Annotated in this window: 28 protein-coding genes and 1 tRNA gene; 17 read left to right on the top strand and 12 right to left on the bottom strand. The window is 67.2% G+C overall.

Annotated elements, in window-relative coordinates; genetic code table 11:
* Positions 1–72 precede the first annotated feature (72 nt).
* From Q0907_RS08175 to Q0907_RS08150, 6 genes are all read left to right on the top strand, one after another.
* Positions 73–498, top strand: coding sequence for a cytochrome c-type biogenesis protein (locus tag Q0907_RS08175; RefSeq protein WP_299343149.1), 426 nt, complete (start codon positions 73–75; stop codon positions 496–498).
* Positions 498–1,511, top strand: coding sequence for a tetratricopeptide repeat protein (locus Q0907_RS08170; RefSeq protein ID WP_299343148.1), 1,014 nt, complete (start codon positions 498–500; stop codon positions 1,509–1,511). The genes Q0907_RS08175 and Q0907_RS08170 overlap by 1 nt, the downstream gene beginning before the upstream one ends.
* A gap of 303 nt (positions 1,512–1,814) precedes the next feature.
* Entirely contained in the window at positions 1,815–2,747 is a 933-nt protein-coding gene (locus Q0907_RS08165) for an endonuclease/exonuclease/phosphatase family protein (RefSeq protein WP_299343147.1), read from the top strand.
* A gap of 27 nt (positions 2,748–2,774) precedes the next feature.
* Positions 2,775–3,887, top strand: coding sequence for a homoserine O-acetyltransferase (locus tag Q0907_RS08160; RefSeq protein WP_299343146.1), 1,113 nt, complete (start codon positions 2,775–2,777; stop codon positions 3,885–3,887).
* Between the two features lie 238 nt (positions 3,888–4,125).
* On the top strand, positions 4,126–4,713 hold the full coding sequence (locus tag Q0907_RS08155; RefSeq protein ID WP_299343145.1) for a cysteine dioxygenase family protein: 588 nt from the start codon (positions 4,126–4,128) through the stop codon (positions 4,711–4,713).
* A gap of 58 nt (positions 4,714–4,771) precedes the next feature.
* Positions 4,772–4,857, top strand: a tRNA-Leu gene (locus Q0907_RS08150).
* A gap of 96 nt (positions 4,858–4,953) precedes the next feature.
* Here Q0907_RS08150 and Q0907_RS08145 read toward each other — a convergent pair.
* Positions 4,954–5,301, bottom strand: coding sequence for a hypothetical protein (locus Q0907_RS08145; protein WP_299343144.1), 348 nt, complete (start codon positions 5,299–5,301; stop codon positions 4,954–4,956).
* A gap of 135 nt (positions 5,302–5,436) precedes the next feature.
* Between Q0907_RS08145 and Q0907_RS08140 the strand changes: the two genes are divergently transcribed.
* Positions 5,437–6,624: a hypothetical protein gene (locus Q0907_RS08140; RefSeq protein ID WP_299343143.1), complete on the top strand. Its 1,188-nt coding sequence runs from the start codon at positions 5,437–5,439 to the stop codon at positions 6,622–6,624.
* A gap of 5 nt (positions 6,625–6,629) precedes the next feature.
* On the top strand, positions 6,630–7,037 hold the full coding sequence (locus Q0907_RS08135) for a hypothetical protein (protein ID WP_299343142.1): 408 nt from the start codon (positions 6,630–6,632) through the stop codon (positions 7,035–7,037).
* A 226-nt stretch (positions 7,038–7,263) separates the two neighbouring features.
* On the opposite strand, the gene Q0907_RS08130 is transcribed toward Q0907_RS08135, so the two are convergent.
* A complete protein-coding gene (locus tag Q0907_RS08130) occupies positions 7,264–7,746 on the bottom strand; it encodes a hypothetical protein (protein WP_299343141.1) in 483 nt (160 codons plus the stop codon).
* A gap of 173 nt (positions 7,747–7,919) precedes the next feature.
* Positions 7,920–8,366: a hypothetical protein gene (locus Q0907_RS08125; RefSeq protein WP_299343140.1), complete on the bottom strand. Its 447-nt coding sequence runs from the start codon at positions 8,364–8,366 to the stop codon at positions 7,920–7,922.
* Positions 8,367–8,687: 321 nt separating this feature from the next.
* Between Q0907_RS08125 and Q0907_RS08120 the strand changes: the two genes are divergently transcribed.
* Positions 8,688–9,137, top strand: coding sequence for a hypothetical protein (locus Q0907_RS08120; protein ID WP_299343139.1), 450 nt, complete (start codon positions 8,688–8,690; stop codon positions 9,135–9,137).
* A gap of 403 nt (positions 9,138–9,540) precedes the next feature.
* Here Q0907_RS08120 and Q0907_RS08115 read toward each other — a convergent pair whose 3' ends face one another.
* Positions 9,541–10,509 carry an SDR family oxidoreductase gene (locus Q0907_RS08115; protein WP_299343138.1) on the bottom strand — a complete coding sequence of 323 codons (969 nt, stop codon included), beginning with the start codon at positions 10,507–10,509 and terminating at the stop codon, positions 9,541–9,543.
* A gap of 390 nt (positions 10,510–10,899) precedes the next feature.
* Here Q0907_RS08115 and arr point away from each other — a divergent pair, with 390 nt between their 5' ends.
* Positions 10,900–11,301 (top strand): NAD(+)--rifampin ADP-ribosyltransferase, encoded by a 402-nt coding sequence (arr, locus tag Q0907_RS08110; RefSeq protein WP_299343137.1) that lies wholly within the window; start codon positions 10,900–10,902, stop codon positions 11,299–11,301.
* 94 nt (positions 11,302–11,395) lie between these two features.
* On the opposite strand, the gene Q0907_RS08105 is transcribed toward arr, so the two are convergent.
* The 4 genes from Q0907_RS08105 to Q0907_RS08090 form a co-directional block, all read right to left on the bottom strand.
* On the bottom strand, positions 11,396–12,154 hold the full coding sequence (locus Q0907_RS08105) for a hypothetical protein (protein WP_299343136.1): 759 nt from the start codon (positions 12,152–12,154) through the stop codon (positions 11,396–11,398).
* A gap of 111 nt (positions 12,155–12,265) precedes the next feature.
* Positions 12,266–12,535, bottom strand: a complete 270-nt coding sequence (locus Q0907_RS08100) for a hypothetical protein (protein WP_093490678.1) — start codon at positions 12,533–12,535, stop codon at positions 12,266–12,268.
* A 337-nt stretch (positions 12,536–12,872) separates the two neighbouring features.
* Positions 12,873–14,165, bottom strand: coding sequence for an amidohydrolase family protein (locus Q0907_RS08095; protein ID WP_299343135.1), 1,293 nt, complete (start codon positions 14,163–14,165; stop codon positions 12,873–12,875).
* 107 nt (positions 14,166–14,272) lie between these two features.
* The gene (locus Q0907_RS08090) at positions 14,273–14,611 is read right to left on the bottom strand and encodes a transcription initiation protein (protein ID WP_299343134.1); all 339 of its coding nucleotides are present in this window, start codon (positions 14,609–14,611) and stop codon (positions 14,273–14,275) included.
* A 146-nt stretch (positions 14,612–14,757) separates the two neighbouring features.
* Here Q0907_RS08090 and Q0907_RS08085 point away from each other — a divergent pair, with 146 nt between their 5' ends.
* Entirely contained in the window at positions 14,758–15,453 is a 696-nt protein-coding gene (locus tag Q0907_RS08085) for an aspartate/glutamate racemase family protein (RefSeq protein ID WP_299343133.1), read from the top strand.
* Between the two features lie 9 nt (positions 15,454–15,462).
* On the opposite strand, the gene Q0907_RS08080 is transcribed toward Q0907_RS08085, so the two are convergent.
* Positions 15,463–15,855 carry a RidA family protein gene (locus Q0907_RS08080; RefSeq protein WP_299343132.1) on the bottom strand — a complete coding sequence of 131 codons (393 nt, stop codon included), beginning with the start codon at positions 15,853–15,855 and terminating at the stop codon, positions 15,463–15,465.
* A 135-nt stretch (positions 15,856–15,990) separates the two neighbouring features.
* On the opposite strand from Q0907_RS08080, the gene Q0907_RS08075 reads away from it, so the two are divergent.
* Positions 15,991–16,935: a LysR family transcriptional regulator gene (locus Q0907_RS08075; RefSeq protein ID WP_299343131.1), complete on the top strand. Its 945-nt coding sequence runs from the start codon at positions 15,991–15,993 to the stop codon at positions 16,933–16,935.
* Between the two features lie 33 nt (positions 16,936–16,968).
* On the opposite strand, the gene Q0907_RS08070 is transcribed toward Q0907_RS08075, so the two are convergent.
* From Q0907_RS08070 to Q0907_RS08060, 3 genes are all read right to left on the bottom strand, one after another.
* Positions 16,969–17,316 carry a response regulator gene (locus Q0907_RS08070; protein ID WP_299343130.1) on the bottom strand — a complete coding sequence of 116 codons (348 nt, stop codon included), beginning with the start codon at positions 17,314–17,316 and terminating at the stop codon, positions 16,969–16,971.
* Positions 17,317–17,440: 124 nt separating this feature from the next.
* Positions 17,441–17,911, bottom strand: a complete 471-nt coding sequence (locus Q0907_RS08065) for an HIT family protein (protein ID WP_299343129.1) — start codon at positions 17,909–17,911, stop codon at positions 17,441–17,443.
* 58 nt (positions 17,912–17,969) lie between these two features.
* On the bottom strand, positions 17,970–18,341 hold the full coding sequence (locus tag Q0907_RS08060) for a YciI family protein (protein WP_299343128.1): 372 nt from the start codon (positions 18,339–18,341) through the stop codon (positions 17,970–17,972).
* A gap of 141 nt (positions 18,342–18,482) precedes the next feature.
* On the opposite strand from Q0907_RS08060, the gene Q0907_RS08055 reads away from it, so the two are divergent.
* From Q0907_RS08055 to Q0907_RS08035, 5 genes are all read left to right on the top strand, one after another.
* The gene (locus Q0907_RS08055) at positions 18,483–18,746 is read left to right on the top strand and encodes a hypothetical protein (protein ID WP_299343126.1); all 264 of its coding nucleotides are present in this window, start codon (positions 18,483–18,485) and stop codon (positions 18,744–18,746) included.
* Between the two features lie 36 nt (positions 18,747–18,782).
* On the top strand, positions 18,783–19,817 hold the full coding sequence (locus Q0907_RS08050; RefSeq protein ID WP_299343124.1) for a nitronate monooxygenase: 1,035 nt from the start codon (positions 18,783–18,785) through the stop codon (positions 19,815–19,817).
* Positions 19,818–20,058: 241 nt separating this feature from the next.
* A complete protein-coding gene (locus tag Q0907_RS08045) occupies positions 20,059–20,679 on the top strand; it encodes a methylamine utilization protein (protein ID WP_343229812.1) in 621 nt (206 codons plus the stop codon).
* A 35-nt stretch (positions 20,680–20,714) separates the two neighbouring features.
* The gene (locus tag Q0907_RS08040) at positions 20,715–23,024 is read left to right on the top strand and encodes an EAL domain-containing protein (RefSeq protein WP_299343858.1); all 2,310 of its coding nucleotides are present in this window, start codon (positions 20,715–20,717) and stop codon (positions 23,022–23,024) included.
* A complete protein-coding gene (locus tag Q0907_RS08035; protein ID WP_299343123.1) occupies positions 23,021–23,893 on the top strand; it encodes a DUF3034 family protein in 873 nt (290 codons plus the stop codon). Before Q0907_RS08040 ends, Q0907_RS08035 begins: the two co-directional genes overlap by 4 nt.

Here is a 23,893-nt window from a genome sequence, read left to right as displayed (position 1 = left end):
CGCAGAGCCGAGCTTGCTCGGCTGCGCGGTGCCGCAACGAAGAGCAGCCGAGCAAGCTCGGCTCTACGGTGGGTGCTCGCCCTGTGCCTGGCCGTTTGCAGTTTCACTGCCTTCGCGCAGGCCAGCGATCCCACGCCGCTGCAGTTCCGCGATGATGCCGAGGAAGTCCGCTTCCACAAGCTGACCGCCGAACTGCGCTGCGTGATGTGCCAGAACCAGTCGCTGGCCGACTCCAACGCGCAGATCGCGCACGACCTGCGCCGCGAAGTGCTGGACCTGATGCGGCAGGGCAAGGACGACGCGCAGGTGAAGCAGTTCCTGGTCGACCGCTATGGCGAGTTCGTGCTGTACAAGCCCGACGTCGCGCCCGGCACCTACATCCTCTGGTTCGGGCCGCTGCTCCTGCTGCTCGCCGGCGGTTTCTGGGTCGCCCGCATCGTCGCCCGGCGCGCGAAGCAGCCAGCGCCCGCCATCGACGACACCGACCAGGAGTGGTGATGACCCCGTTCGTGATCCTCGCCATCGTGCTGTCGCTGGGCGTGCTGCTGGCCGTGCTGTGGCCGTTGTGGCGCGATGCGCGCGGACTGGTGCTGGCCGGCGTCGCCACGCTGGGCATCGCCACGTTCGCGCTGTACCGCGTGGTCGGCACGCCGGCGGCACTCGAACCCGAAGCGGCATCCTCCGTAATGCCCGCCACGCTGGACGAGGCGGTCGCGCAACTGGAGGCCGAACTGAAGAAGCAGCCGAACGAGCCCGAAGGCTGGCGCCTGCTTGGCAAGTCCTACGCGGCCCTCCAGCGTTACGACGACGCACAGAAGGCGTTCGAGCGCGCGGTGCAGCTGTTGCCCACCGATGCCGACCTGCTGGTCGAAGCGGCGCAGGCGCGCCTGTTCAACAATGCCGACCGTAAGCTCGATGCGCAGGCGATCGCGCTGCTCGACAAGGCGCTGGCGATCAATCCCGATCACCAGCGCGCGCTGTGGTTCGTGGGACTGGCGCAGCGGCAGGAGGGCAAGCACGCGGACGCGGCCAAGACCTGGGAGCCGCTGCTGGCCAAGGTGGACCCGAACACCGCCGCCACCCTGCGCACGCAGATCAACGAAGCCCGCGCGGCAGCCGGCCTGCCCCCGCTGGCCGACGCCGGGCCCGCCGCCGACAGCGCGCCGGCGCTGCTCACGGTGACCGTCGACCTGGCGCCTGCCCTGAAGGACAAGCTCGCTCCCGGCGACACACTGTTCGTCTTCGCCCGCCAGGTGGGTGGCCCGCCGATGCCGGTCGCGGCCCGGCGCCTGCCGGTATCCGACTTTCCGGTCACCGTGCCGCTCGGCGATGGCGACAGCCCGATGCCGACGCTGAAGCTGTCGCAGCTCCCGCAGGTGCAACTGGTCGCCCGCATCGCCAAGGGCAACGGCCCCGCCGCGCAGCCCGGCGATCTCGAAGCGACCGCCATCACCGCCGACGTCAAGGCCGGCAGCGGTTACACACTGACGATCGATCGCGTGGTGCCGTAAGGCACAGTGTGTCGCTCCCTTCTCCCCGCCTGCGGGGAGAAGGTGCCGAAGGCGGATGAGGGGCGCTCTTTTGCGCGACACCTTCGCCTCCACGTGTAGACGCGCGTTGACGCTGATCGCAACGTCAGCTTCCCTACTCCGTTCGCCCCTCACCCGCCCTCCGGGCACCCTCTCCCCGCTTCGCAGGGCGAGGGATGTCGATTTCGCATCGCGGGTGGCGCAGCATGCACGGCGCCTGCATGACATGGCATGACCTCTGCACCTTGCCTACACTCCGGCGATGATCCCTCTCTCGTCTGCCGCATGAGCCGCGCACGCCTCGTTTCCCGGCTTGCGCCATGGATCGCCATGCCCGCCCTGATCGGACTCCTGCTGCCACTGCAGCGCGCGTGGCTGCCGGGCCAGGGATCTCTCGGCTGGGCCTTGGACCTGTTCGCGCACTGGCAGCCGCTCTACGCCCTGGCATGGCTGCTCGCCTGCGCGCTCGGCACGTTGCGCGACAGGCGCTGGCTGTTGGGTCTGCCATTGCTTGCCGTGCCGTGGTTGACAGCCAGTCCCGTCGCACCGCACGCAGACGGGCCACCGGCGCTGGTCATCGCCGTCGCCAACGTCAACATCCGCCAACGCGACCCCGCTGCACTGCTCGCCTGGCTGGATCACCAGCCGGCCCACATCGTCGTGCTGACCGAGCTGTCGCCCGACTACGCGGAGGCGCTGGCGCGTCAGGGCTACGGCGGGTTCCCGCACCGGGCATTGCATCCGCTGGCATCGCCGCCGGGGCTGGGCATCCTGTCCGACCGTCCCCTGCACGACGTGCGCGTGGTGCCCGATCGTCTGGGTGCACTGAGGATGGAGGCCGGCGTGGATATCGAAGATCGACGCATCCGCTTCGTCGCCGCACATCCGAAGCCGCCGATGGCCACGCGCAAGTACCGCGCACGCGATGGCCTGCTGCGCGAACTCGCGGCATCGGCCGCACGGGAGCCGATGATAGTCGCCGGCGACCTCAATGCCACGCCCTGGTCCAGCGCCCTGCTGGGCGCGGACCTGCATCCGCTGACGCGCGCCACCGGCTGGGCGCCGACCTATCCGAGCGAAGGCAAAGGCCTGTTCGGCATCGGCATCGATCACGTGCTGGTCTCGTCCGGGTTCGCGCAGACGGGCGCGGAACGCGGCCCCGACATCGGTTCCGATCACCTGCCGGTGCGTGCCGGGCTGCGCTGGCGGAGCGAATAGCGCCGTCTGGGTCGCTACACTTGGCGGATGACCGAATTCATCCCCCCCGGCACCCGCTTCCATCCCCTGCCCTCGCCGTTCCGCATGAAGCGCGGTGGCGCGCTGCATGGTGCACGGATGGCGTACGAGACGTGGGGCACGTTGAACGAACGGCGCGACAACGCGGTGCTGATCGTCACCGGGCTGTCGCCGGACGCGCATGCCGCGCGCAATGCCGGCAACGAGGCCGAGGGATGGTGGGAGGCAATGCTGGGGCCGGGCAAGCCGATCGATACCGACCGCTGGTTCGTGGTGTGCGTGAATTCGCTCGGCAGCTGCAAGGGTTCGACGGGTCCGGCATCGGTCAATCCCGGCACCGGCACGCTGTACCGCCTCGATTTCCCCGAGCTGTCCGTGGAAGACGGCGCCCACGCGGCCTTCGACGTGGTGCGCGGGCTGGGCATTGAGCAGCTGGCCTGCATCATCGGCAACTCGATGGGCGGGATGACGGCGCTGGCCTATCTGCTGCTGCATCCGGGCGCCGCGCGCACGCACATCAACATCTCGGGCAGTGCGCAGGCGCTGCCGTTCTCCATCGCGATCCGCTCGCTGCAGCGCGAGGCGATCCGCCTGGACCCGAACTGGAACGGTGGCCAGTACGACGATGCGTCGTATCCGGAATCCGGCATGCGCATGGCGCGCAAGCTGGGGGTCATCACCTACCGTTCCGCACTGGAGTGGGATGGCCGCTTCGGTCGCGTGCGGCTGGAGTCGGATCGTCCGGATGAGGAACCGTTCGGGCTGGAATTCCAGGTGGAGAGCTACCTGGAAGGCCACGCGCGCCGCTTCGTGCGCCGCTTCGATCCCAATTGCTATCTCTATCTCAGCCGGTCGATGGACTGGTTCGACCTGGCGGAGTATGCCGGAGGCGACGTCGAGAAGGGGCTGGCGAAGATCCGGGTGCAGCGCGCCCTGGCGATCGGGGCCACCACCGACATCCTGTTCCCGCTGCAACAGCAGCAGCAGATCGCCGAGGGACTGGCTGCCGGTGGGGCACAGGCGGACTTCCTGCCGCTGGAATCGCCGCAGGGGCACGATGCATTCCTGGTGGATTTCGGACGGTTCGGGCCTGCGGTGGCGGAGTTCCTGGGCAGTCTCTAACGCCGGCACTTCCCTTCGCCCCGCGAGGCGGGGAGAAGGTGCCCGGAGGGCGGATGAGGGGCGAGCGCGGTAGTGCCCCCTTGCGCCTCTGCGTTCCCACTCCGTTCGCCCCTCACCCGCCTTCGACACCCTCTCCCCGCAAACGGGGCGAATGAAAAAGCCGGCCATCCCGCACCGCAAAACTCCCTCCCCGCCCCAGCCGGCTAAAATGGCCTCACACTTTCAAGCGGGCCGTGCCATGACCCTCGATTTCCCCGGCGCCGACAAGCTGGTCGCTTCGCTGGATGCCGCCGTCACCCTGGGTGACGACCGCGCCGTCACCGATGCGCTGCGCAAGTCGCTGTGCGAGTTGATCTGCGACGAGGAGGTCAGCCTGCCGTCCTGCGTGCTGGAGCCCATCTCGGACCATTACGCGCGCCGTGAGCTGTACACCAGTCCGGAGCACGGCTACAGCGTGATCGCGATGACCTGGGGCCCGGGCCAGGGCACGAAGATTCACGATCACTCGGGCATGTGGTGCGTGGAAGGCGTGTGGCGCGGGCGGCTGGAGATCACGCAGTACGAGCTGGCCGAGCATGACGATGTGCGCTATCGCTTCATCCAGGCGGGCACGATCGAGGCCGGCACGGGGTCGGCCGGCAGCCTGATCCCGCCGCACGAGTACCACACCATTCGCAACCCGAGCGACAAGGCCATCGCGGTCAGTCTGCATGTGTACCAGCGCACGATGGTCCGCTGCGGCATCTTCACGCCGGAGGAAGAGGCCGGCGCCGAGGGCTGGCAGCGCCGCGGCGAGCGTTTGCTGGGGACGGACCAGGTCAACTGAGGCGCGGCGGGCCCGCTCTGTCGGCGAGGCCCCGGGCTCGGCTATACTTCGCGTCCGCGCCGAAGTGGCGGAATGGTAGACGCAGCGGACTCAAAATCCGCCGCCCTTGAAAGCGTGTGGGTTCGAGTCCCACCTTCGGCACCAAATAAAACAAAGGGGTTAGGCTTCGCGGCCTAACCCCTTTGTTTTACCCGCATCGCTCGTGGCCGGTACATGGCCGGTAGCCGCTGCTACAGCCTGTTACGCATAGTGACGGTGGTTCACGTTGTCGCCGCACGCATAGCAGCGCCGGTACGCGCCGCCCCGGCTGGCGTAGCCCGTGCGCTCGTGCCCCAGCAGGCCGCCGCAACGCGGGCAGTCGAACCCTTGGCCGCGCTGCCACTGCACCAGCCTGTACGTGGGCGCAGCCACCAGCCAAAGCGTGGCCGCCAGCGCCAGCAGCGGCACCCAGCGCCCAACCGCCACGAACGCGGCCAGCATCGGGCTTGCCTGCCACCGCGAAAGGACGGCCACTGACACCACGGCCACCAGCAGCGCGAACGCGGCGGGGCTGTAGGCCCGAACCGCCACCCAGTTCCATCGATCCATAAAACCCTCCCGGCGACGTCGCCTAGGCCGATTCTTCTAGCGTGTAGTCGCATAGGGTGAGACGTACGCAGACAGGCGCAAGGAGCTTGCTTCTGCTATATAGCTCTGCGGCACCAGCCTGAGGCGAACGCCACCGTGACGGACCTACCCACAAAAGAAGACCCACCGGGCAGCAATCAGGAGGACGGGTTCTTTATCCGTGCTCGCTTTGCAGGCGGTCGTTTTGATTCGCACACTATCCCGTTCGACGTACTGAGCGACCTGTCCGGTTATCGCGAACTGGTCCTAGAAGTTGCGAAGAGGCTGTACTACGACAGAAACCCTGATCGGAAACGGCTGCCCAATCATTTCGTGTCTTCTTTCGAACTTGGCCTGTCGAAAGTTGAGGGCGGGAAAAGCGCAGTTGCCTATGCAACCGTAATCGATCCTGCATATAGCCCGTCGATACAAACGGGCCAGCGAGGCTTAGGGTTTGCTCCTTTTCAAGAATTCGAAGAGGCACGAGACCTCGTTGACGAATTCTTAAACGCAATCGCTGCAAACGATGACATCCCTGCGCGATTCCCCAAGGAAGCTGCGAGCCGATTCAATCGGTTTGGAGAAAAGCTTCGGCCCGGCGAGTTCATCGAACTAACGCCTCCTCGCCAAAAGACGACTACTTACACGCCTGAGATCCGCAAGAAGGCGATTCTTTCCGTCTTCTCCAGTTATGACAACCCGCTAGATGAATCGCAAATATTCGTTCTAGATGGCGGCCAAGATAGCGCCAACCTTATTCACCTCAAAGACTCGGAAGGGCGCACCCTGCATGCGAATGCAACGAGTCGCGAGCAGTTTGAAAAGGCTTACGGCCGAAAGAAGCATCAGGTTCGCCTTATCGGGACAGGGACATTCGACAAGAATGACCGACTTACGCGAATAAGCTACGTCGAAGAACTTATCTATATTGACGAACAGCCGCGCATTGCATTCCAAGAGCGACTAGATGAATTGGCAGAACTGAAAGAAGGTTGGCTTGAAGAGGGTGCGCCAGCTCCCAGCAAAACCACCATAGACGCAACGCGACCCTTCCTTGAAGCATTGACGCAAAGCTCCGGCATATCCTCGCCTTTCATTTACCCCTCAGCGGAAGGCGGAGTGGCGCTCGAATGGACACTTGGCGACTGGGAAATTAGTGGAACACTTGAGGCTGATAGCTCGATCCTCCACTTGCATGCACTTAACATGGAATCAGATCAAGAAATCACTCATGAACTTGATGTAGCTCAGGAGAACTCTGTCGTCGAGTTCATCAAGTTCTGGAATGCGGTGGAGGCGAACTGAGGACGATGGCTACCGCACCCGAGAAACTTATTTCCGACGAGAGTGAAGTCCTCCTAAGGCAAGTGCACCCGCAATGGTTTCAAGAAAAACGCCTCTATAGCGCAGCCTTTCGCCCAACCCCGAAAGATCAGGGCGAGCTCTCAGTTCACAGCAAAGCACTGATTGAGCCGGAACCTTGCTTTGACGAATACGTCGAAAAGTACGGAAAAGATAAGAGCGCTGGCGTATGGGGCCTGAGTGTTGCAGACCTCAATGCTCAATTTATTAAGGCGTACCGGGACCCCATCGATGGTGACGAACCGCATTGTGTCGCTGACTTCAATCCCCATACAAAATCGCAGTGGGAAAAATTATCAAAGAAACTCAGAGCGGCAGCGGATGCACGCGGCCCACTACATTTACCGGCAGAGTAGTTACCTCGCCCAAGCCACCCGCAGGGCGCCCACAAAAACAGGACTCAAAGTGCAATTTCACGATCAAACCCCGGACCTCCGGGGCTTTTTTTTGTAGCCTGGCGCTTCCAGGGGCAACTCATTGGCTAGAGCTAGCTTTGCCAACCCGATACCTTCGCTGCCTGATGACACAGGTGTCGGGACTCACTTCGTTGAACACCATCCATGCAGTGCTGCCACCTGCGCCCTACTTGCAGGATGGGCTGTTCCGCGTGGCAGGCGGAGTAAAGATCCGCTTGCGACCCTCGATTGGCGAAGGCGCAGATGCCGTCGTATCGATCAGCCGGATAGTGCACTGATTCGGCGCACCGTCGTGTTCGTAGACAGCGGCATAGCTGTGGCCAGCCAGCGGGTTGAAGGTCAGGACGATCCGACACTGTGCCCAGGTCAAGCCACCCTCGTATCCGATCGACTCCATACTGAAACTCAGGGGCTTTCCGGCCGGAATCGACACTATGCGCTCGCGCACCTTGATCAGTTCACCCGGCGAGCGCATTCCGCGACATGACTCGGACTCCTCATAAATCGTGGCTCCCGCGAACACACCTCCCGACGCCACAAGCTTCAGCTCAGCCTGTGCAGCGCCAGCGGGAGACACATACGGGGGCGTGGCACAGCCGCCAATGACAGAACAGGCCAACACCAGACTACCGATCTTCCGGTATTTCATGAGTCTCCTTGAGGGTGATGCGAAAAACATGGGCAGAGTACGGATTCCATTTGCGCGCCACCGGAATGAGCTGGCTGCCGGCGCGTCAATGGCGACCCGTTCTTTGATCGGAAGACCGGCGCAGAATCAGTCCGATCCGCGAAGCGGGTTCGGCTCGAATGAAGTGTCACGCGCTACTTCTTTGGCCGCTTGATCTTGAGCAGATCGGCGTTGAGAAACGTCCTTCCCGCACACGTGCGATTGTAGTCCTCTGCCGCCAGACGCTGCTTCTCCGATATTTCAGCCATCCGCAACGTATACTCGTCGTGTCGCTCGCCGATTTCGTTGTGCTCTTCGATCTTGGCGTTGTATGCATCCATGCGAAAACTTTCGCCAGCGTCGATGCCCATTTTCAGTTGATCGAGTTCGCCGCGGATCTGCGCTTGCTGCTTGACGAGGTCGTTACTCTCCCTGACCTGGATGTTGTAAGCCTTCCTCTGGCGTTCGATTTCGTCCTCGAGTGATACCCATTGCCTGAGCTCAGCCTGGCTGAGTGGCGGCTTCGCTTGATTTCCCTTGGAGAGTACAGACGGCGTGACGCCTGAGAGTGCAAGTCCCGTTGCAAGCAGCAGATAGCGCATGATTTCCCCGTAGTAGTGCCCAGCCACCCGATAGTCGGTTGCCCGATGCCAGCTGCGCGACGTTTTCGTAGCGCACCGCATAGCGGGCTGTTCCCCTGACGCGGCACGATGTTAGGGTGGCTGGGACTGGCGAACAAGCCAACGCATAAACATACCCAGCAGCGCGCGGGATGCCCACGCTGACTGACGTTTATCTGTCGCGGTTACGGTCTTCAGGCCCATCGCCGTGTCGATATCGCGAACAGCACCATAGGGAAATCGCTCCGCCGGACGTCTACCTTGGTGATCGGGCGCTGTTCGCGGCCCGTGCAACGTCGAACGATGATCAAAGACCACCCGAACCCCTACCTCCAGGCCTCGCTGCGCGCGCTATCCACCGCCCTGGATCGGTGTGCCCGGCAACTGCGTGCGGCGAAGGCCCCTGTAGAGCGCGAGGACATGGCACACCTGCTTCTCGCCGCCGCCCAGCGCCTCGCCCCCAACCGCAGGAACCCGGGAGAGCCGGTGAATCGCGCGCGTGCGGGTGCGGAGGTCCTTCCAGACTTCTGGCTGCGTTACGAACGCGAGAAGCGCGCGATGCGCTGGCACTTGTTCCACCAGGCGGCCGAGACCGCCGGCCTCACGCCCGCGCACCTCGGCGAGTACCTCACGCTGACGGGGCGGCCCCTGATGGATCGCGTCCTGGAAAGCGAGGAAGGCTACCGCGAAGCCCTGGACTGGATCGAAGAGGCCCGTCGTACGAGTGACCGGTCTTCTCGCCGCGTCGAGTAAGAACACCCGGGCCCATACACAGGGCTCACCAGGTAAAGCCTCACCCCGACCTGTCGCTGGCCGCGCCGGATCGGACATGGACGCCCCAGCCCGCGTACGCGAATAAAGGGGTCAGCGTGTGTTCGGGTCCTGACGACCGATGACCCGAATCGCAATGCCGTGACACTGGGCATGCCGGGCATGCAGTGCTCACCCCCCACGTGCACTTTACGGCGCACCCTCGAATACCAAGGTCACCTTTGGTCTTGCTGGATCACCCGCGCTGTACTGCGTCTGCGGGAACCCCGGATAGTCCGGGTAGCTCGCGTGCAGCGTGTGGTTGGACCGCCACTGCAGCGTCAGCGGTGCGTGATCGAACGGCGCGTCGAATCCGGCAACACCGGTGGTGCCAAGCGCGAAGCCTTCACATCGTCGATCCCGCGTCCAGCGCCGCCTTTCGAGCGCCCTGTGCCGTGCGACCGCCAAACACGATGCCTGTCAGGCGCTCCGACTCCTGCCACAGGCGCTCGGAAACGGCGACATCCTCCGCCTGCGGCGGAACCCTGGCCGCAACCGGATGGCCGCGTGTCTCGCTCAACCTGTCCGGCCCGTAGTAACCACCGGCCTGCGCCGTGGCTGCAGTCGCCGCGTACAGGGGCGGCAGAGCCCCTCGTTCCGGGGGCTGGAACAGGAACCACAGATAGCGGCGTGCCAGCGCTTGCGGACTGCCGGGGCCAGCGCCGTTGGGCAGCAGGTCCGTGCGCGAGATGCCGGGGTGTGCGGCGAGGCTCTGGATGCCCCACCCTTCGCGCACGCTCCGTCGCTGCAACTCGAACGCGAACAGCAGGCACGCCAGCTTCGACTGGCTGTAGGCGGCCATCGGCACATACCGACGGTGCGATTGCAGGTCGTCGAAATCGATCGCACCGCTGCGCGCGGCAATGCTCGACAGCGACACGACGCGCGCATGGCGTCCCTCGCGCAGCAACGGCAGCAACCGGGCCGTCAGCGCGAAATGGCCCAGATGGTTCGTCCCCAGTTGCAGTTCGAAACCGTCGGCGGTTTCCTTGCGCTGGGGCGGCGTCATCACGGCCGCATTGTTGACCAGCAGGTCGAGGCTGCCGTGCGAACGCAGCACGGTGTCGGCGAAGGTCTCGATCGAGTCGAGGCTGGCCAGATCGACGGCGCCGAAGCGCACGCGCGCCCGCGGCGACACCTGGCTGATCTGCTCGACGGCGGCCGCGCCCTTGGCGGCGTTGCGTCCCGCCACGATCACCGTGGCACCGGCCCGTGCGAGCGCAAGGGACACGTGCAGGCCGATGCCGCCCGTTCCGGTGACCAGGACCGTGCGCCCCACCTGGGAGGGAATATCCGACGTCGTCCAGCCTGCCATGATCGTTACCTTGTGGAGGGAAGAAAGAAGAGCACGCAGAGGCTTCGCACGACGAGCGACACGACGCAGCGCGGGGCACGACGACGCGGTGCATCGTCGCCGTGAGGCAGTGTCGCGATGCGACTTTAAGACGCGTTTAAGGCAGGCAACGCCATGGCGGATGGCACATGCCAGTCGGCATCGCCTGCCTGCGGCGCTGCAAGACTCGTTGGCCGACATCGATCCGGGTGGATGCTCCCGTTGCGAGACACCGGAATCCAGGCACAAAAAAAGAGGCGCGCTGCGCCTCCCACCCTCAATGTATATAACGCCCCGGGGCTTGCGGCAAGGCCCGGGGCGGGCATCAGTATCGCCGGCCTGTCGATTCGGCAGGCCACACGAGCTACTCCCATGCGCGATACCCCGGTCTACTACCACGGCACCCAGGCAACACTCGTCCCCGGCGACCTGATCGTCGCAGGCCACGTTTCCAACTTCGGCAAACGCCGCGTCGCGAAGTACGTCTATTTGACCGCCATGCTGGAAGCGGCGACATGGGGCGCGGAACTGGCGGTCGGCGCGGGACGCGGGCACATCTACATCGTCGAGCCGACCGGCCCCTTCGAAGACGACCCCAACCTCACCGACAAGAAATTCCCCGGCAATCCGACGCGCTCCTACCGGACGCGCGACCCCTTGCGCGTGGTCGCGGAAGTACACGGCTGGGTCGGCCACTCGCCCGAACGACTCGCGGCCATGCGCGCACGCCTGGCCGAACTGGACCGGCAGGGCGTGGAGGCGATAGAGGATTGAAACTGAGCGGTGCGGGCGACGCACGCGCGTGAATGCGCGCGAGCGTCCACGTCGCTGGCTGATGCGTGACGCGCAGGCTGCTGCCGCGCGCGACTCACTTGCGGGCCGAGCGTCCCCGCTTCTTACCGCCGTCCGCCATGTCCGCACGGCTCTGCGCGAACTCGGGGAACGTGTCTTCGAGCGTGTCCTTGTCCGGCAGGATGTAGAACACCCCGCCCTTCTCGAACGTCGGCTGCATGATGTCGGTGTAGAACGTGGGCGCTACGTTGATGCAGCCGTGCGTGATGCGGTTGTCGTCCGGTGTCGGCGACGCGAGTCGCTCTTCGCGCTTCTCGGCGGGAACCCCGGTGGCGGTCGGATGGATGGAGACCGCGGAATCGTAGTCCACCCACAGCACGCGTCCGGCGTCGATGGAGGGGCCGAAGCCACCCACGAAGCGACCTGCCGGCGTCGTGCGGTCACGGCCGGGAATCTCCCGAAGGGCAAGTCCCGCGACGCCGGGCGCCGTGTGATCGCCGACCGCCGATCCGAACAGGCCCGGTGCGGCGCCGCGCGGGCGACCCTCGCCGTCGAACACCAGGATCTGCGCCGCCGCCTTGTCGATGATGGCGAAGGGATACCCCTGGCTGTCCCTGGTCGCGACGATCCAGCCTGCGAGCGCGACGATCGTGTCGGAGACCTGCTGGCCTTCCGGAAGCTGGTCGGCACTGGTGGCCGCTTGCGCGGGCTTCGCCTCGGAGGCCTTGTCGGCCCGTGACGTGTCGGCCTGGGACTTGGCCGCAACAGAACCGGCGAACGCGAGCGTCAGCAACAGCGCGCCGCCGGCGGTACGGATGAAAGAATGCGGGCGCATACGGTGGGTGCGGTTCCTCGACACTGGAGCGATGTCAGTACGCATCCCGGTGGCCTGTCGCGGCCACCGGGATGCGGATTCCACGATCCGTCACGAATCGTGCGGGCGCGGTCAGCCGCGCGGCACGCGACGCGGCGCTGACTCGAGCTGACGCACGCGGCCTTCGATCTGATCCAGGCGCTGGTTGGCCTGCTGTGCGGACTGGTTCGCGGCATCGGCGCTCTGCGCCGCACCCTGCACCTTCGTGTCCAGCTGGTCCAGGCGCGAGTTGATGCCTGCGAACTCGTCGTCGTAGGTCGCGCAGCCGCTCAGGGCCACGCCGGCCACCATCGCCACACCGAGCACACGGGCCGTCGTCATGAATCGCTTGTTGGTGAACATTCCAATCCTCCTTCTTCTGGGAGCTGGGAATATAGCGGCGTTTCAGCTGATGTCGGCACCCGCCTGTTACCCCGCGTTCGCGTACGTCGAGGCGGCGTGAAGATGGTGAACGACGCGCGTTCAAATTCATGAAATCCGTCGCAGTTGGATCACTGCCTTCATCGTCGAAACGGATGAGGAGACCGTAATCCACGCTTCATGCGGATGCCGTTGATCGACCTGTGCGCGCCGTGATCGTCATCGCCATGCACTTCAGCGCACTCGCCACGGACATCTTGAACGCCCTTCTTCCACGCTGCAGCTACGGAGCGCGCGGCCCTGCCACCGAACGCGCCGGTCAGTCGCGTGCGGGAACAGGTACGACAGGCGTCGACGCGGCGTCGTAGATCACCTGCCCGCCGCGCACCGTCATGCGCACGTCCGCGAAGGCATCGATGCGCGCCTGCGGATCGGATCCCAGCAGCACCAGATCACCGGCAAGCCCCTCCTGCAAGCGCCCGCGCACCGAGGCCTGGCCGAAGCGTTGCGCCGGCGCCGTGGTGAGGCTGGCGAGGATCTGCCGCCAGTCCAAGCCCGCAGCCGCCATCAGCTGGAACTCGAGCTGCGTGTCGTACACCTCGATGTACCCGGCGTCGGTACCGAACAGCACCACGCCGCCGCCCTGCGCCATCGCACCGAGCTGCTGCTTCGCGGCGCCGACGAACCTCTCCAGCACGGGCGCGGGCACGCCTTCGCGACGCAGTTCCGAATCGAACAGGGTCAGCGTGGGCACGAACGCGACGTTGCCCGCCTTCAGGCGTGCGACGAAGTCGGGCGACCACGCGCCCGCGTCGGGGGCCGCATGCGCGAGCACATCGACGCCGCTCTCCACCGCGACATCGAGGCCCGCGCGGTCGGTGGGATGCGCGAACGCGGGCTTGCCATGCGCATGCGCCTCGGCCACCGCCGCGGTGGCGATTTCCTTCGACATCGGCAACACGCCACCGGGGCCGCCGATGATCGCGCCGGTGAACAGCTTCACGCCATCCGCCCCTGCCGCGATCTGCGCCGCCGCACGCGTGCGCGCCTGCTCGGCCGTCGCCACTTCCGCGCTGGGCGCGTGGGTCTGCGCCCAGAGCTCGCGCACGTAGATCGGCGTGCCGTGCTCGGGAAAGAACGGCATGTCGACGGTCAGCAGCTGGGGGCCCACGACGTCGCCACGCGCGATGCGCGCGCGCAACGCACGTGCATCGCCCGGCAACGAGGCGATGTCGAACAGCGTGGTGAAGCCCCAGCGCGTGAATCGGTCACGCAATGCCGCGTCCAGTGCCGCCGCCGGCTGCGCGTCCGGCGCGAGGAAAGGCGGCTTGATCAGATGCACGTGGCTGTTCCAGAAGCCGGCCGCCACGCTCTTCCCGCGACCATCGACGACACGCATGCCGGCCGGCACCGCCACGCGGTCACGGGCGCCCATGGCCACGATGCGGCCGTCGCGGATCACCAGGGTGGCGTCGTCGAGCGGAGCGACATCCGGTGCGGGGTAGAGGCGCGCACCGACGATGGCCAGGTCGTGCGCCGCCACGGGAGCAGCGAAAAGAAGCGCGACAAGCACGCCGGCGGTAACGCGACGCGTCGCAAGCAGGGTCAGCATGAAGTCCTCTCCCGCCCGGCGTGCCCGGGCATCGATGACGCCCAGCATAGGGGACGCGCCGGTCGCGCGGGCACGCGCCATCCGCGGCGCGGGCGGGGGGTCCGCGCCTATGAAGCCGGATCGAATCCGAATACCCGCAGTTCCTGGTCGCAGCGGCAGGCCCTGGCGATGCGCGCCGCCCAGGCGATCCCGTCCTCGCGCGAGGGCAGCTCGAGTACGCAGAATCCGCCGGTGAGCGGCGGCGCCCACGGATAGCCTCCGTCGACGACGGTCGCGTCCGCGGACACCAGGACCGGTGGCACGCTTTCGTCGATGCCACCCCCAAAGACATACACACCCGCGGCCTTCGCCGCCGCGATCACCGCACGCGAATCGCGCCCTGCGGCATCCAGCTCGCTGCCGGACACGACCATCGCGGCGCTGGGAAAGGAGATCAGGTACTTCATCGGGCATCCTCGTGGGCGGCGTCGAGGGGGCGCGGCGTGCCACCCCTTGGTCCGGGCAACCTACCCTCGCCCGCCGTGACGCTCAAGCCTAGCCGCTGCGCGGCCGCGCATAATCGACGCGTGATCACACGGCAGGCGGCGCGCGCATGAAGACGATCGGACTGATCGGGGGGATGAGCTGGGAGTCGACGGTGCCCTACTACCGCCAGATCAACGAGGGCATCAGGGAGCGACTGGGCGGGCTGCATTCGGCGCGCGTGGTGCTGTACAGCGTGGACTTCCACGAGATCGAGCAGTGGCAGCACGCAGGCGACTGGGACGCGGCCGGCGAGCGCCTGGCCGATGCGGCGCGCCGCGTGCAGGCCGCCGGTGCCGACCTGCTGGTGCTGTGCACCAACACCATGCACAAGGTGGCGCCGCAGATCGAGGGGGCTGTTTCGATTCCGCTGCTGCACATCGCCGATGCCACGGGCGCGGCGATGGCCGCCGCCGGCCATCGTACCGTCGGGCTGCTGGGCACCCGCTTCACCATGGAGCAGGCGTTCTATCGCGAGCGCCTGCAGCAGGTGCATGGCCTGCAGGTGATCGTGCCGGCGGCGGATGACCGCGCCGTGGTGCACGACGTGATCTATGACGAGCTGTGCCGCGGCGTGATCCGCGACAGCGCGCGCGACGCTTACCGACGCATCATGGACGCGCTGGTGGACCGTGGCGCGGACGCCATCATCCTCGGCTGCACCGAGATCGGCCTGCTGGTGGGACCGCAGGACGCGCGCGTGCCACTGTTCGACACCACGGCCCTGCACGCCAGCGCCGCGGTGGAGGCCGCGCTGTCGGCTTGACGGATCCGCTCAGCGCGGCAGGCGTGCGATCACCTTGATCTCGAAATCGAATCCCGCCAGCCAGGTCACGCCGAGCGCGGTCCAGGCCGGATAGGGCGCTGCCGGGAAGATGTCGTTCTTGACCGCCAGCACGGTGTCGAACTGGCGTTCCGGATCGGTATGGAAGGTGGTCACGTCGATGATGTCGTCCACGGTGCAGCCGGCCGCCTGCAAAGTGGCCTGCAGGTTGGCGAAAGCCAGGCGCACCTGCGCTTCGAAGTCCGGCTCCGGCGTGCCATCCTCGCGGCTGCCTACCTGTCCTGACACGAACAGGAAGCCATCGGCGCGCACGGCCGGGGAATAGCGGTGATGCTCGTACAGCGCGTGGCGGCCTGCGGGGAAAACGACGTTGCGGGTGTTCATGGACGCATCTCCTGTCGGGCCGGTCGCCCGATGCATGGCGATCACTCTAGGCACCGCGGCTTTCCGGATATACACGCCGATCGCGGGATCACTGTTTGTAGAATCGAAACAATTCCCGCCCCCGAAGGAGTGCGCATGGACCGCATCGACGCGATGCAGGCCTTCGTCCGCGTGGTCGAGACCGGCAGTTTCACCCGGGCCGCCGAGACGCTGCAGTCGAGCCGCACGCGGGTGACGCAGCTGGTGCAATCCCTGGAGGCGCACCTGCGGGTGAAGCTGCTCCACCGCACCACGCGCAAGGTCAACGCGACCGCCGACGGCGCCGCGTACTACGCGCGCGTGGTCCGCCTGCTGGCCGACCTGGACGATGCCGAGACCAGCCTGTCGGCCGCGTCCGAGGCGCCGCGCGGGCGGCTGCGCGTGGACGTGCCTGCGCCGCTGGCGCGCCTGGTCCTGGTGCCGGCGCTGCCGGATTTCCACGCGCGCTATCCCGATATCCAGCTGGACCTGGGCGCCAGCGACCGGCATGTGGACCTGATCGACGAGAACGTCGACTGCGTGGTGCGCGGTGGCACGCTCTCCGATCCCTCGCTGCGGGCACGCCACCTGGCAGACCTGGCACTGGGCATCTATGCATCGCCGGCCTACCTGGCACGCGCGGGCACGCCGGTGCATCCCCACGCGCTGGACGACGGTACGCACCGCATCGTCGGCTATCGCGGATCGCGCACCGGCCCTCCGCTGGCGTACGACCTGCAACGAGGCGACGAACACGTCAGCGTGCACGGCCGGCCCGTCATGTCGGTTGACGATGGCAACGCCTATCTGGCGGCGGGGCTGGCCGGCATGGGCGTGCTGTGGCTGCCGCACTACATGGCCCGCGAGCCCGTCGCGCACGGCGAACTGGTGCCGCTGTTCGAGGACTGGCAGCTGGCGCCGATGCCGCTTTACCTGGCGTTTCCGCCCAGCCGCCATGTCAGCCACAAGCTGCGGGTGTTCATCGATTGGGTCGTGGACCTGATGGCGCAGCAGGCACCGGCGATCCTGCCACCCAAGGCGCGCGAAGCGCCGCCGGCGTGAGTCCCGGACCGCGCGTCACGGTGGCGTTCTCGACTAGCGCGGCGTCAGCACGTCCAGCAACAGCGGCACGTTGAAGGGTTTCGTCATCAGCAGGGTGCCGGGCGGCAATCCCGCCATGTCGTTCTTGTCGTGGCCGGAGACCACGCACACGGTTGCGCCGGGATGGAGCACGCGTGCTTCGCGCGCGACCGTGGCGCCGGTGATGTCCGGCATCCAGTAGTCGGTGACGATGCAGTCGTACCTCGCCTGCCGCATCAGATCGAGCGCCGCCGACGCGGTCGCGGCCTGCGTCACCGTGTGCCCCGCGACCTCGATGGCCTCGGCCACCATGGAGCGGTGCGTGTCGTCGTCATCGACGTAGAGGATGTTCAATGAAGTCATGGCGGAACTTTGCCGCAACGCCCCGCGAAGCTGGTGTGAACCGGAGACGGCTGACCGGTGTCGGTGTCTGGAAGCAGTGCCCGTCCTGCGGACAAGAACGGCCGATGTCCGTCAGCGGCGCAGATCAAGCCGGCAGATGCGCGCGGATCTGCGCGGCCGTCTCCGTCAGGCGTTCGAGGGAGACGCGGACGCGCGCCATCCGCGCCGCATCATCATTCGGGTCGTGGACGGCACCCCGCCTGCGCCCGGCGCTTTCGAAGACGGAGAGTTGCGGCGGGCCGATGCCCCAGTCGCTGCCAGGCTGCCGCGGCACGACGTGGAAATGGAAGTGCGGCGTTTCCTGGCCGCTGTAGACGCCGTTGTTCTGGAACGTGAGGATGCCGAGCGGCCGATAGGCGCGGACAAGGGCGCTGGCGACGCGCTGGGCCGCCCCCAGGACGGCCGCGCACTCCGGTGCGGACAGATCGAGCAGCGTCGCCACGTGCCGGCGCGTGATGACGCAGCACTGGCCGGTCTCGAATTGCCAAGGATTGATCACGGTGAGCGTGTGCTCGCCCTCGTCGATGATCTTCCACGGCTCGTCGCGCGCGGCCACGCACAGGTCGCACGGATCCCGGACAGGAAGTTCGATCATCTTTCGCCTCCTGACGGCCTCATCCTTCGAAATGGAATTCCATGGGAATCAGCTCGACGGCCCAGCCGCCCTCCTCGCCCAGCGTGGCCGCCGGATGCAGCGAAGCGATCCGCACAGCCTCTTCGGGACTGTCGGCATCGATGATGAAAAGACCGCCGACCACCTCCTTCGACTCGGTGTACGGGCCGTCGCTGACCTGCGTCCGGCCCTGGCGGGAACGAAGGGTCTTCCAGCCATCCAGGTCGCCCAGCGACGCGGCCAACCGCACCTTGCCGGTCGCGCGCATCGCGTCGTCCCGCGCAGGGCACTGACCGACCAGCGCCTCGACAGCCGCGGGGCTCATCGCGGCGAACTTTTCGGGGGTGAAATAGGCAAGGCCGAGGTACTTCATGGGAACTCCCGTGGGTCGTGATGCCTTGGCGACGAACCGCAAGGCCGGACATCGACACGTCCGCCGCCTGTGTCATCCTGCGGGGCACGCAGCTTACCGCGGCCCGGTTGCGGCCGCCGGCAAACCATCGAGCGACACGCCATGCCCGATTCACGCGCACCCTATCTGCCCGTCAACTGCGAATTCCATGATGTGCTGGAAGCCACGGCCATGCGTCGCACCACCGTCGAAGTCCGCTTCCTCGACGACGATGGCGTGATGCAACAGCGGACCTGCCGTCTCGTCACGCTGTCCGCGCGCGACGGCGTCGAACGGGTGGAACTCGACTCGGGCGAGCACGTCCGCCTCGATAGGCTGGTGTCCGTGGCGGGTACGGCACTGTCGGATTTCCCGGCGCCGACGTGAGTCGGGGCGCCCTCGGGAGTCGCGTAAGCTGACCCCATGACCGCCCTCGCCTCCCTCCTCGGTACCGGCCTGCCGCTGATCCAGGCGCCGATGGCGGGTGTGCAGGACGAACGACTGGCCCTTGCGGTGGCGCACGCGGGCGCGCTCGGTTCCCTGCCTTGCGCGATGCTGGACGCCGCGCAGTTGCAGGCGGCACTCCGGACGTTCGCCGCGCGCGCGCAGCCGGTCAACCTCAACTTCTTCTGCCATGCGATGGCCGAGCCCGACGCGGACGAGATGCAGCGCTGGCGCGAGGCCCTGGCACCGTACTACGACGCGTACGGCATCGTCCCGCCCGCGCCATCGGCTACCGGCGCGCGGCGCCCGCTGGATGCCGCAACGGTGGCGCTGCTGGAACCGTTCCGTCCGCCGATCGTGAGCTTTCACTTCGGACTGCCCGATGCAGACCTGCTGGCGCGCATCAAGGGCTGGGGCGCGACCGTGCTGTCGTCCGCCACGACGCGGGAGGAAGGCCTGTGGCTGGAACGTCGCGGCGTGGACGCGGTGATCGCGCAGGGCATCGAGGCGGGTGGGCATCGGGGGCATTTCCTCTCCGAGGACCTGACGCTGCAACCCGCAACGCTTCCGCTGGTGGCGTCGTTGTCGAAGGCGTTGGCCGTGCCGGTGATCGCAGCCGGCGGCATCGGCGATCGCCATGATGTACGGGCCATGCTCGACGCGGGCGCCAGCGCGGTACAGGCCGGCACCGCGTACCTGCTGTGTCCGGAGGCGACGACCGCGCCCGTGCATCGCGCTGCGCTCCAGCAGCCGATGCGCGAAGCCGCCGTGACCAACCTGTTCAGTGGCCGGCCCGCCCGTGGCCTGGTCAACCGGCTGATGCGCGAGCTGGGCCCCCTGTCGGACCTGCCACCGGCGTTCCCGTGGGCGTCGCCGGCGCTGGCACCGCTGCGCGCGGCGGCGGAAGCCGTCGGCCGCGATGACTTTTCCCCGCTCTGGTCCGGCGCGCGGCCGGGCACCCTGGCGGGCCTGGATGCCGCCGGGGTCACGCGCCATCTGATGGGCGTGGACTGAGCCCGCGGGTGCCATCGGTGAGGCTGGGCGCGCCTGCATCCGACCATCTCCGTGACGCGTAACGTCAGTTTCAGCCGTTCCGAAGCGACGCGATCCTCTCCCCTGCGGCGTAGCCCAGGCGCCGCAGGGTGTGAGCCGTGGCACGGGATTTGCTTGAAATGCCTGGATCAGACAGGGGACATCGATGGATCTGCAGCGGCTCGCAAGGCGGGCATGGTCAGGCGGGGTACTGGCCCTTGCGATGGCGTCGGGCGCCCATGCCGCGGAGGTGCGCCTGGCCGTCGGCAGCAACACCGGGCCGGCGATGGACGCCGTGGTCAGCCTGCACGGTACGGTTCCGTCGTCCACCCGCACCGCGACCGCACGCATGGACCAGCAGCATTCGGCGTTCGTCCCCGGCGTGCTGCCGGTGCAGGCCGGCACGGTGGTGGCGTTCCCCAACCGCGACAACATCCAGCACCACGTCTATTCGTTCTCCCAGCCGCGGCAGTTCGAGATCCCGCTCTACTCCGGCAACAAGGCCGCGCCGATCCGCTTCGACAAGCCCGGCGTGGTGGTGGTGGGCTGCAACATCCACGACTGGATGATCGGCCACATCGTCGTGCTCGACACGCCCTACTTCGGCAAGACCGGGACCGACGGCAAGCTGTCGCTGGAGGTGCCGCCGGGGCGCTACACGCTGCGCGTGTGGCACGTCCGCGGTAACGGTGCACCGCTCGAGCGCACGCTCGACGTGCCGGCCGCCGGTGCTTCCGCGACCCTGCAGGTGTCGCTGGCGCCGGTGAAGAGCGAGGTCCGCGGCAACGACCGTCTCCGCTCCCTGCAGGAGAAGTTCCGCCAGGCCAAGGGTGGCACGCCTTGAAGCCACGCCGTTTCCAGACGCGCGTCATCGCGGTGATGATCGCCGTGGTGGCGGCGGCGCAGCTGGCCACGTTCGCGGTGGTCACGGTCGCGACCCAGCGCGCGGTGTCGTCGCGACTGGAGCAGGAACTGCACGTGGGGCATCGCGTGTGGGAGCAGTTCCAGCAGGGCCGCTCGGAGCAGCTGCTCGCCTCGGCATCGGTGCTGGCGGACGACTTCGGATTCCGTGCGGCGGTGACCAGCGGCGATCTGCCCACGTTGCGCTCGGCGTTGGACAACCATGGCACGCGCATCGGCGCGGACCTGGCATGGGTGCTCGACCGCGACGGCCGCTGGCAGGCCAGCGCCAACGGCATGGCGGGCCCCTCGGCCGATGTGCTGGCCGGGATCATGCGGCAGGCCGCCACCGATGGCCTGGCCCTGCAGACGGTGGTGGTGCAGGACGCGCTGTACCTGGTGGTGGTGCTGCCGGTGATGGCCCCCGACCGGGTCGGCTGGCTAGCGGTCGGTCGCCGCTACGACGATACCGTCGCGCAGGAATACCGCAGCCTCACGGGCCTGGAAGCCGCCTTCGTCACCCTGGTCGGCAACCGCACCCTGGTACATGCGGCCTCCCTGCCGATGGACCAGCGCGCGCCCTTCGCCCGCGCCTGGGTGGCCGACGGCGATCACGCACGGCCGGTCGCCGTGGGTGCCGACCATTACCTGTCCGACTCGCATCCGCTGACGCAGGGCGACGACGCCCGGCTGGTGCTGCTGGATTCGTACGATCGCGCGCTCGCGCCCTACCGCGCGCTGCGCTCGCGCATCCTGCTGCTGTCCGGACTGGCGGCGGTGCTCGCGGTCGCCGTGGCGGTTGCGCTGGGGCGAGGCATCAGCCGGCCGGTAGCGCGGCTGGCGCAGGCAGCGCAGCGCATCCAGGCCGGCGACTACTCGCAGGCACCCGTGTCCGGCGGCAGTCGCGAGATCGCCGAGCTGGCCGGCGCCTTCGGCCGCATGCAGGCCGACATCGCAGCGCGCGAGGAACGCATCCTGCACCAGGCGCACCACGACGGGCTGACCGGCCTGCCCAACCGCAGCCATGCCTACGACCGCCTGCAGGCAGCGATCGCGGCGGGCGGCGAAGTGGCGGTGCTGGTGATGGACGTGAACCGCTTCAAGGAAATCAACGACACGCTGGGCCACGAGTTCGGCGACCAGGTGCTGCGCGAAGTGGCGCGGCGCCTGCGCGGCGCGCTGGACGGGGCGCACCTGGTGGCGCGGCTGGGCGGCGACGAATTCATGGTGATGCTGCGTGGCCTGTCCTGCGAGGCGGCGAACGTGCAGGCCCAGGCGTTGTGGACGGCGTTGAAGCAACCGCTGGACCTGCCGAGTACGCGCGTTGGCGTGGAAGGCAGTTTCGGCATGGCCTGCCACCCGCAGCACGGTGCGGATGCCGACACGCTGCTGCGCCGCGCCGATATCGCGCTGTACGACGCCAAGGCCGCGCACGGCGGCGTGGCCGTCTATCAGCCCGGGCGCGACGAGTCGCACCTGAGGCAGCTGCAGCTCATGACCGACCTGCGCCAGGCGATCGCCGGCAGACAGTTGGAGCTGAAATTCCAGCCGAAGCTGGACGCGGCCAGCGCGCACGTGCAGCACGTGGAGGCGCTCGTGCGCTGGCGGCACCCCTCGCTCGGCCCGGTGGCGCCGGACGAATTCATTCCGCTGGCCGAACGTTCCGGCTTCATCCATGAACTGACGCGCTTCGTGCTGGACCAGGCGCTGGCCTGCAATGCCGCGTGGCGCCAGGGCGGGCTCGACCTGGGGCTGGCGGTGAACCTGTCGGCGATGGACCTGCTGGACGCCGACCTGCCCGCCTACATCGAAGAGCGACTGGCGACGCACGGGGTGCCGGCCGCGCGCGTGATCCTGGAAGTCACCGAGAGCGCGCTGATGCAGGACATCGAGTACGCCCTGCGCATGCTGCACCGGCTGAAGGCCTGTGGCGTGCGGCTGGCGATCGACGACTTCGGCACCGGCTATTCATCGCTGGCGCAGCTCAAGCGGATGCCGGTGGACGAACTGAAGATCGACAAGAGTTTCGTGATGCAGCTGGAAGAAGGCAGCGACGATGCGGTGATCGTGCGCTCCACCATCGAGCTGGGCCACAACATGGGCCTGTCGGTGATCGCCGAAGGCGTGGAGAACGATCGCGCACTCGCCCTGCTGCGCCGTTACCGCTGCGACATGGTGCAGGGTTACCTGTTCAGTGCACCGCTCGGCAGTGCCGAGCTGCTGGACTGGTGCCGCCGGCGCGAGACCGCTACCCCGTCCCATGCCCTCCCGCTGGAAACCGACGCATGACCGTTCGCCTTCGTGCCCTCCCGCTCGCGTGCGCGGTCGCGGCACTCCTGCCGGCACTGCCCGCGCTCGCCGGACAGGGACGCCTGCTGGCGACCGGTGGCGCGACCCAGATCGAAGGAGCGGCCGGTGGGGGCATTGTGCCGTGGGCCGTGCTGTCCGGTTACGGCACCGACGAACAGAACGGCGGCACGGCGTTCTACACCCGCGTTGATACCGGCGACTACGCATTGGACGCCTACGGAGCGTCGTACACGTTCGGCAACCGGGTGGAAGTGTCGTTCGCGCGGCAGTCGTTCGACCTGGGCGAACTGCAACGGCGGCTGGCGCTGCCCTGGGACGCGCTGGAACAGGACATCTACGGCGCGAAAGTACGCGTGGCCGGCGACCTGGTCTACACGCGCATGCCGCAGGTGAGCGTGGGGGTGCAGCACAAGCGGCTGCGCGACGGCGCACTTCCGCTGGCGGTCGGCGCCCGCGACGACCATGGCACCGACGCCTACGTGAGCGCCAGCAAGCTGTTCCTCGATGCCGCGGGGGGTTACCAGTTGCTGCTCAATGCCACGCTGCGATCCACCAGCGGCAACCAGGCCGGGCTGCTCGGTTTCGGCGGCGACCGGCGCGCCACACGCAGTTGGCTGTGGGAGGGCTCGGCGGCGGTGCTGCTGGATCCGCGGCTGGCCGTGGGTCTCGAATACCGCCAGAAGCCGGACAACCTCGGCTTCGCCCGCGAAGACGACTGGCGCGATGTTTTCGTGGCGTGGTTCCCGAACAAGCATGTCGCGGTGGTCGGCGCGTGGGCCGACCTGGGCAGCATCGCCACACTGGACGACCAGCGCGGCGCGTACGTTTCCGTGCAGTGGAGCTTCTGA

Source organism: uncultured Pseudoxanthomonas sp. (genome assembly GCF_947498795.1).
In the GTDB taxonomy this organism is placed as follows: Bacteria; Pseudomonadota; Gammaproteobacteria; order Xanthomonadales; family Xanthomonadaceae; genus Pseudoxanthomonas_A.
This window is presented reverse-complemented; position numbering and strand designations above follow the sequence as displayed.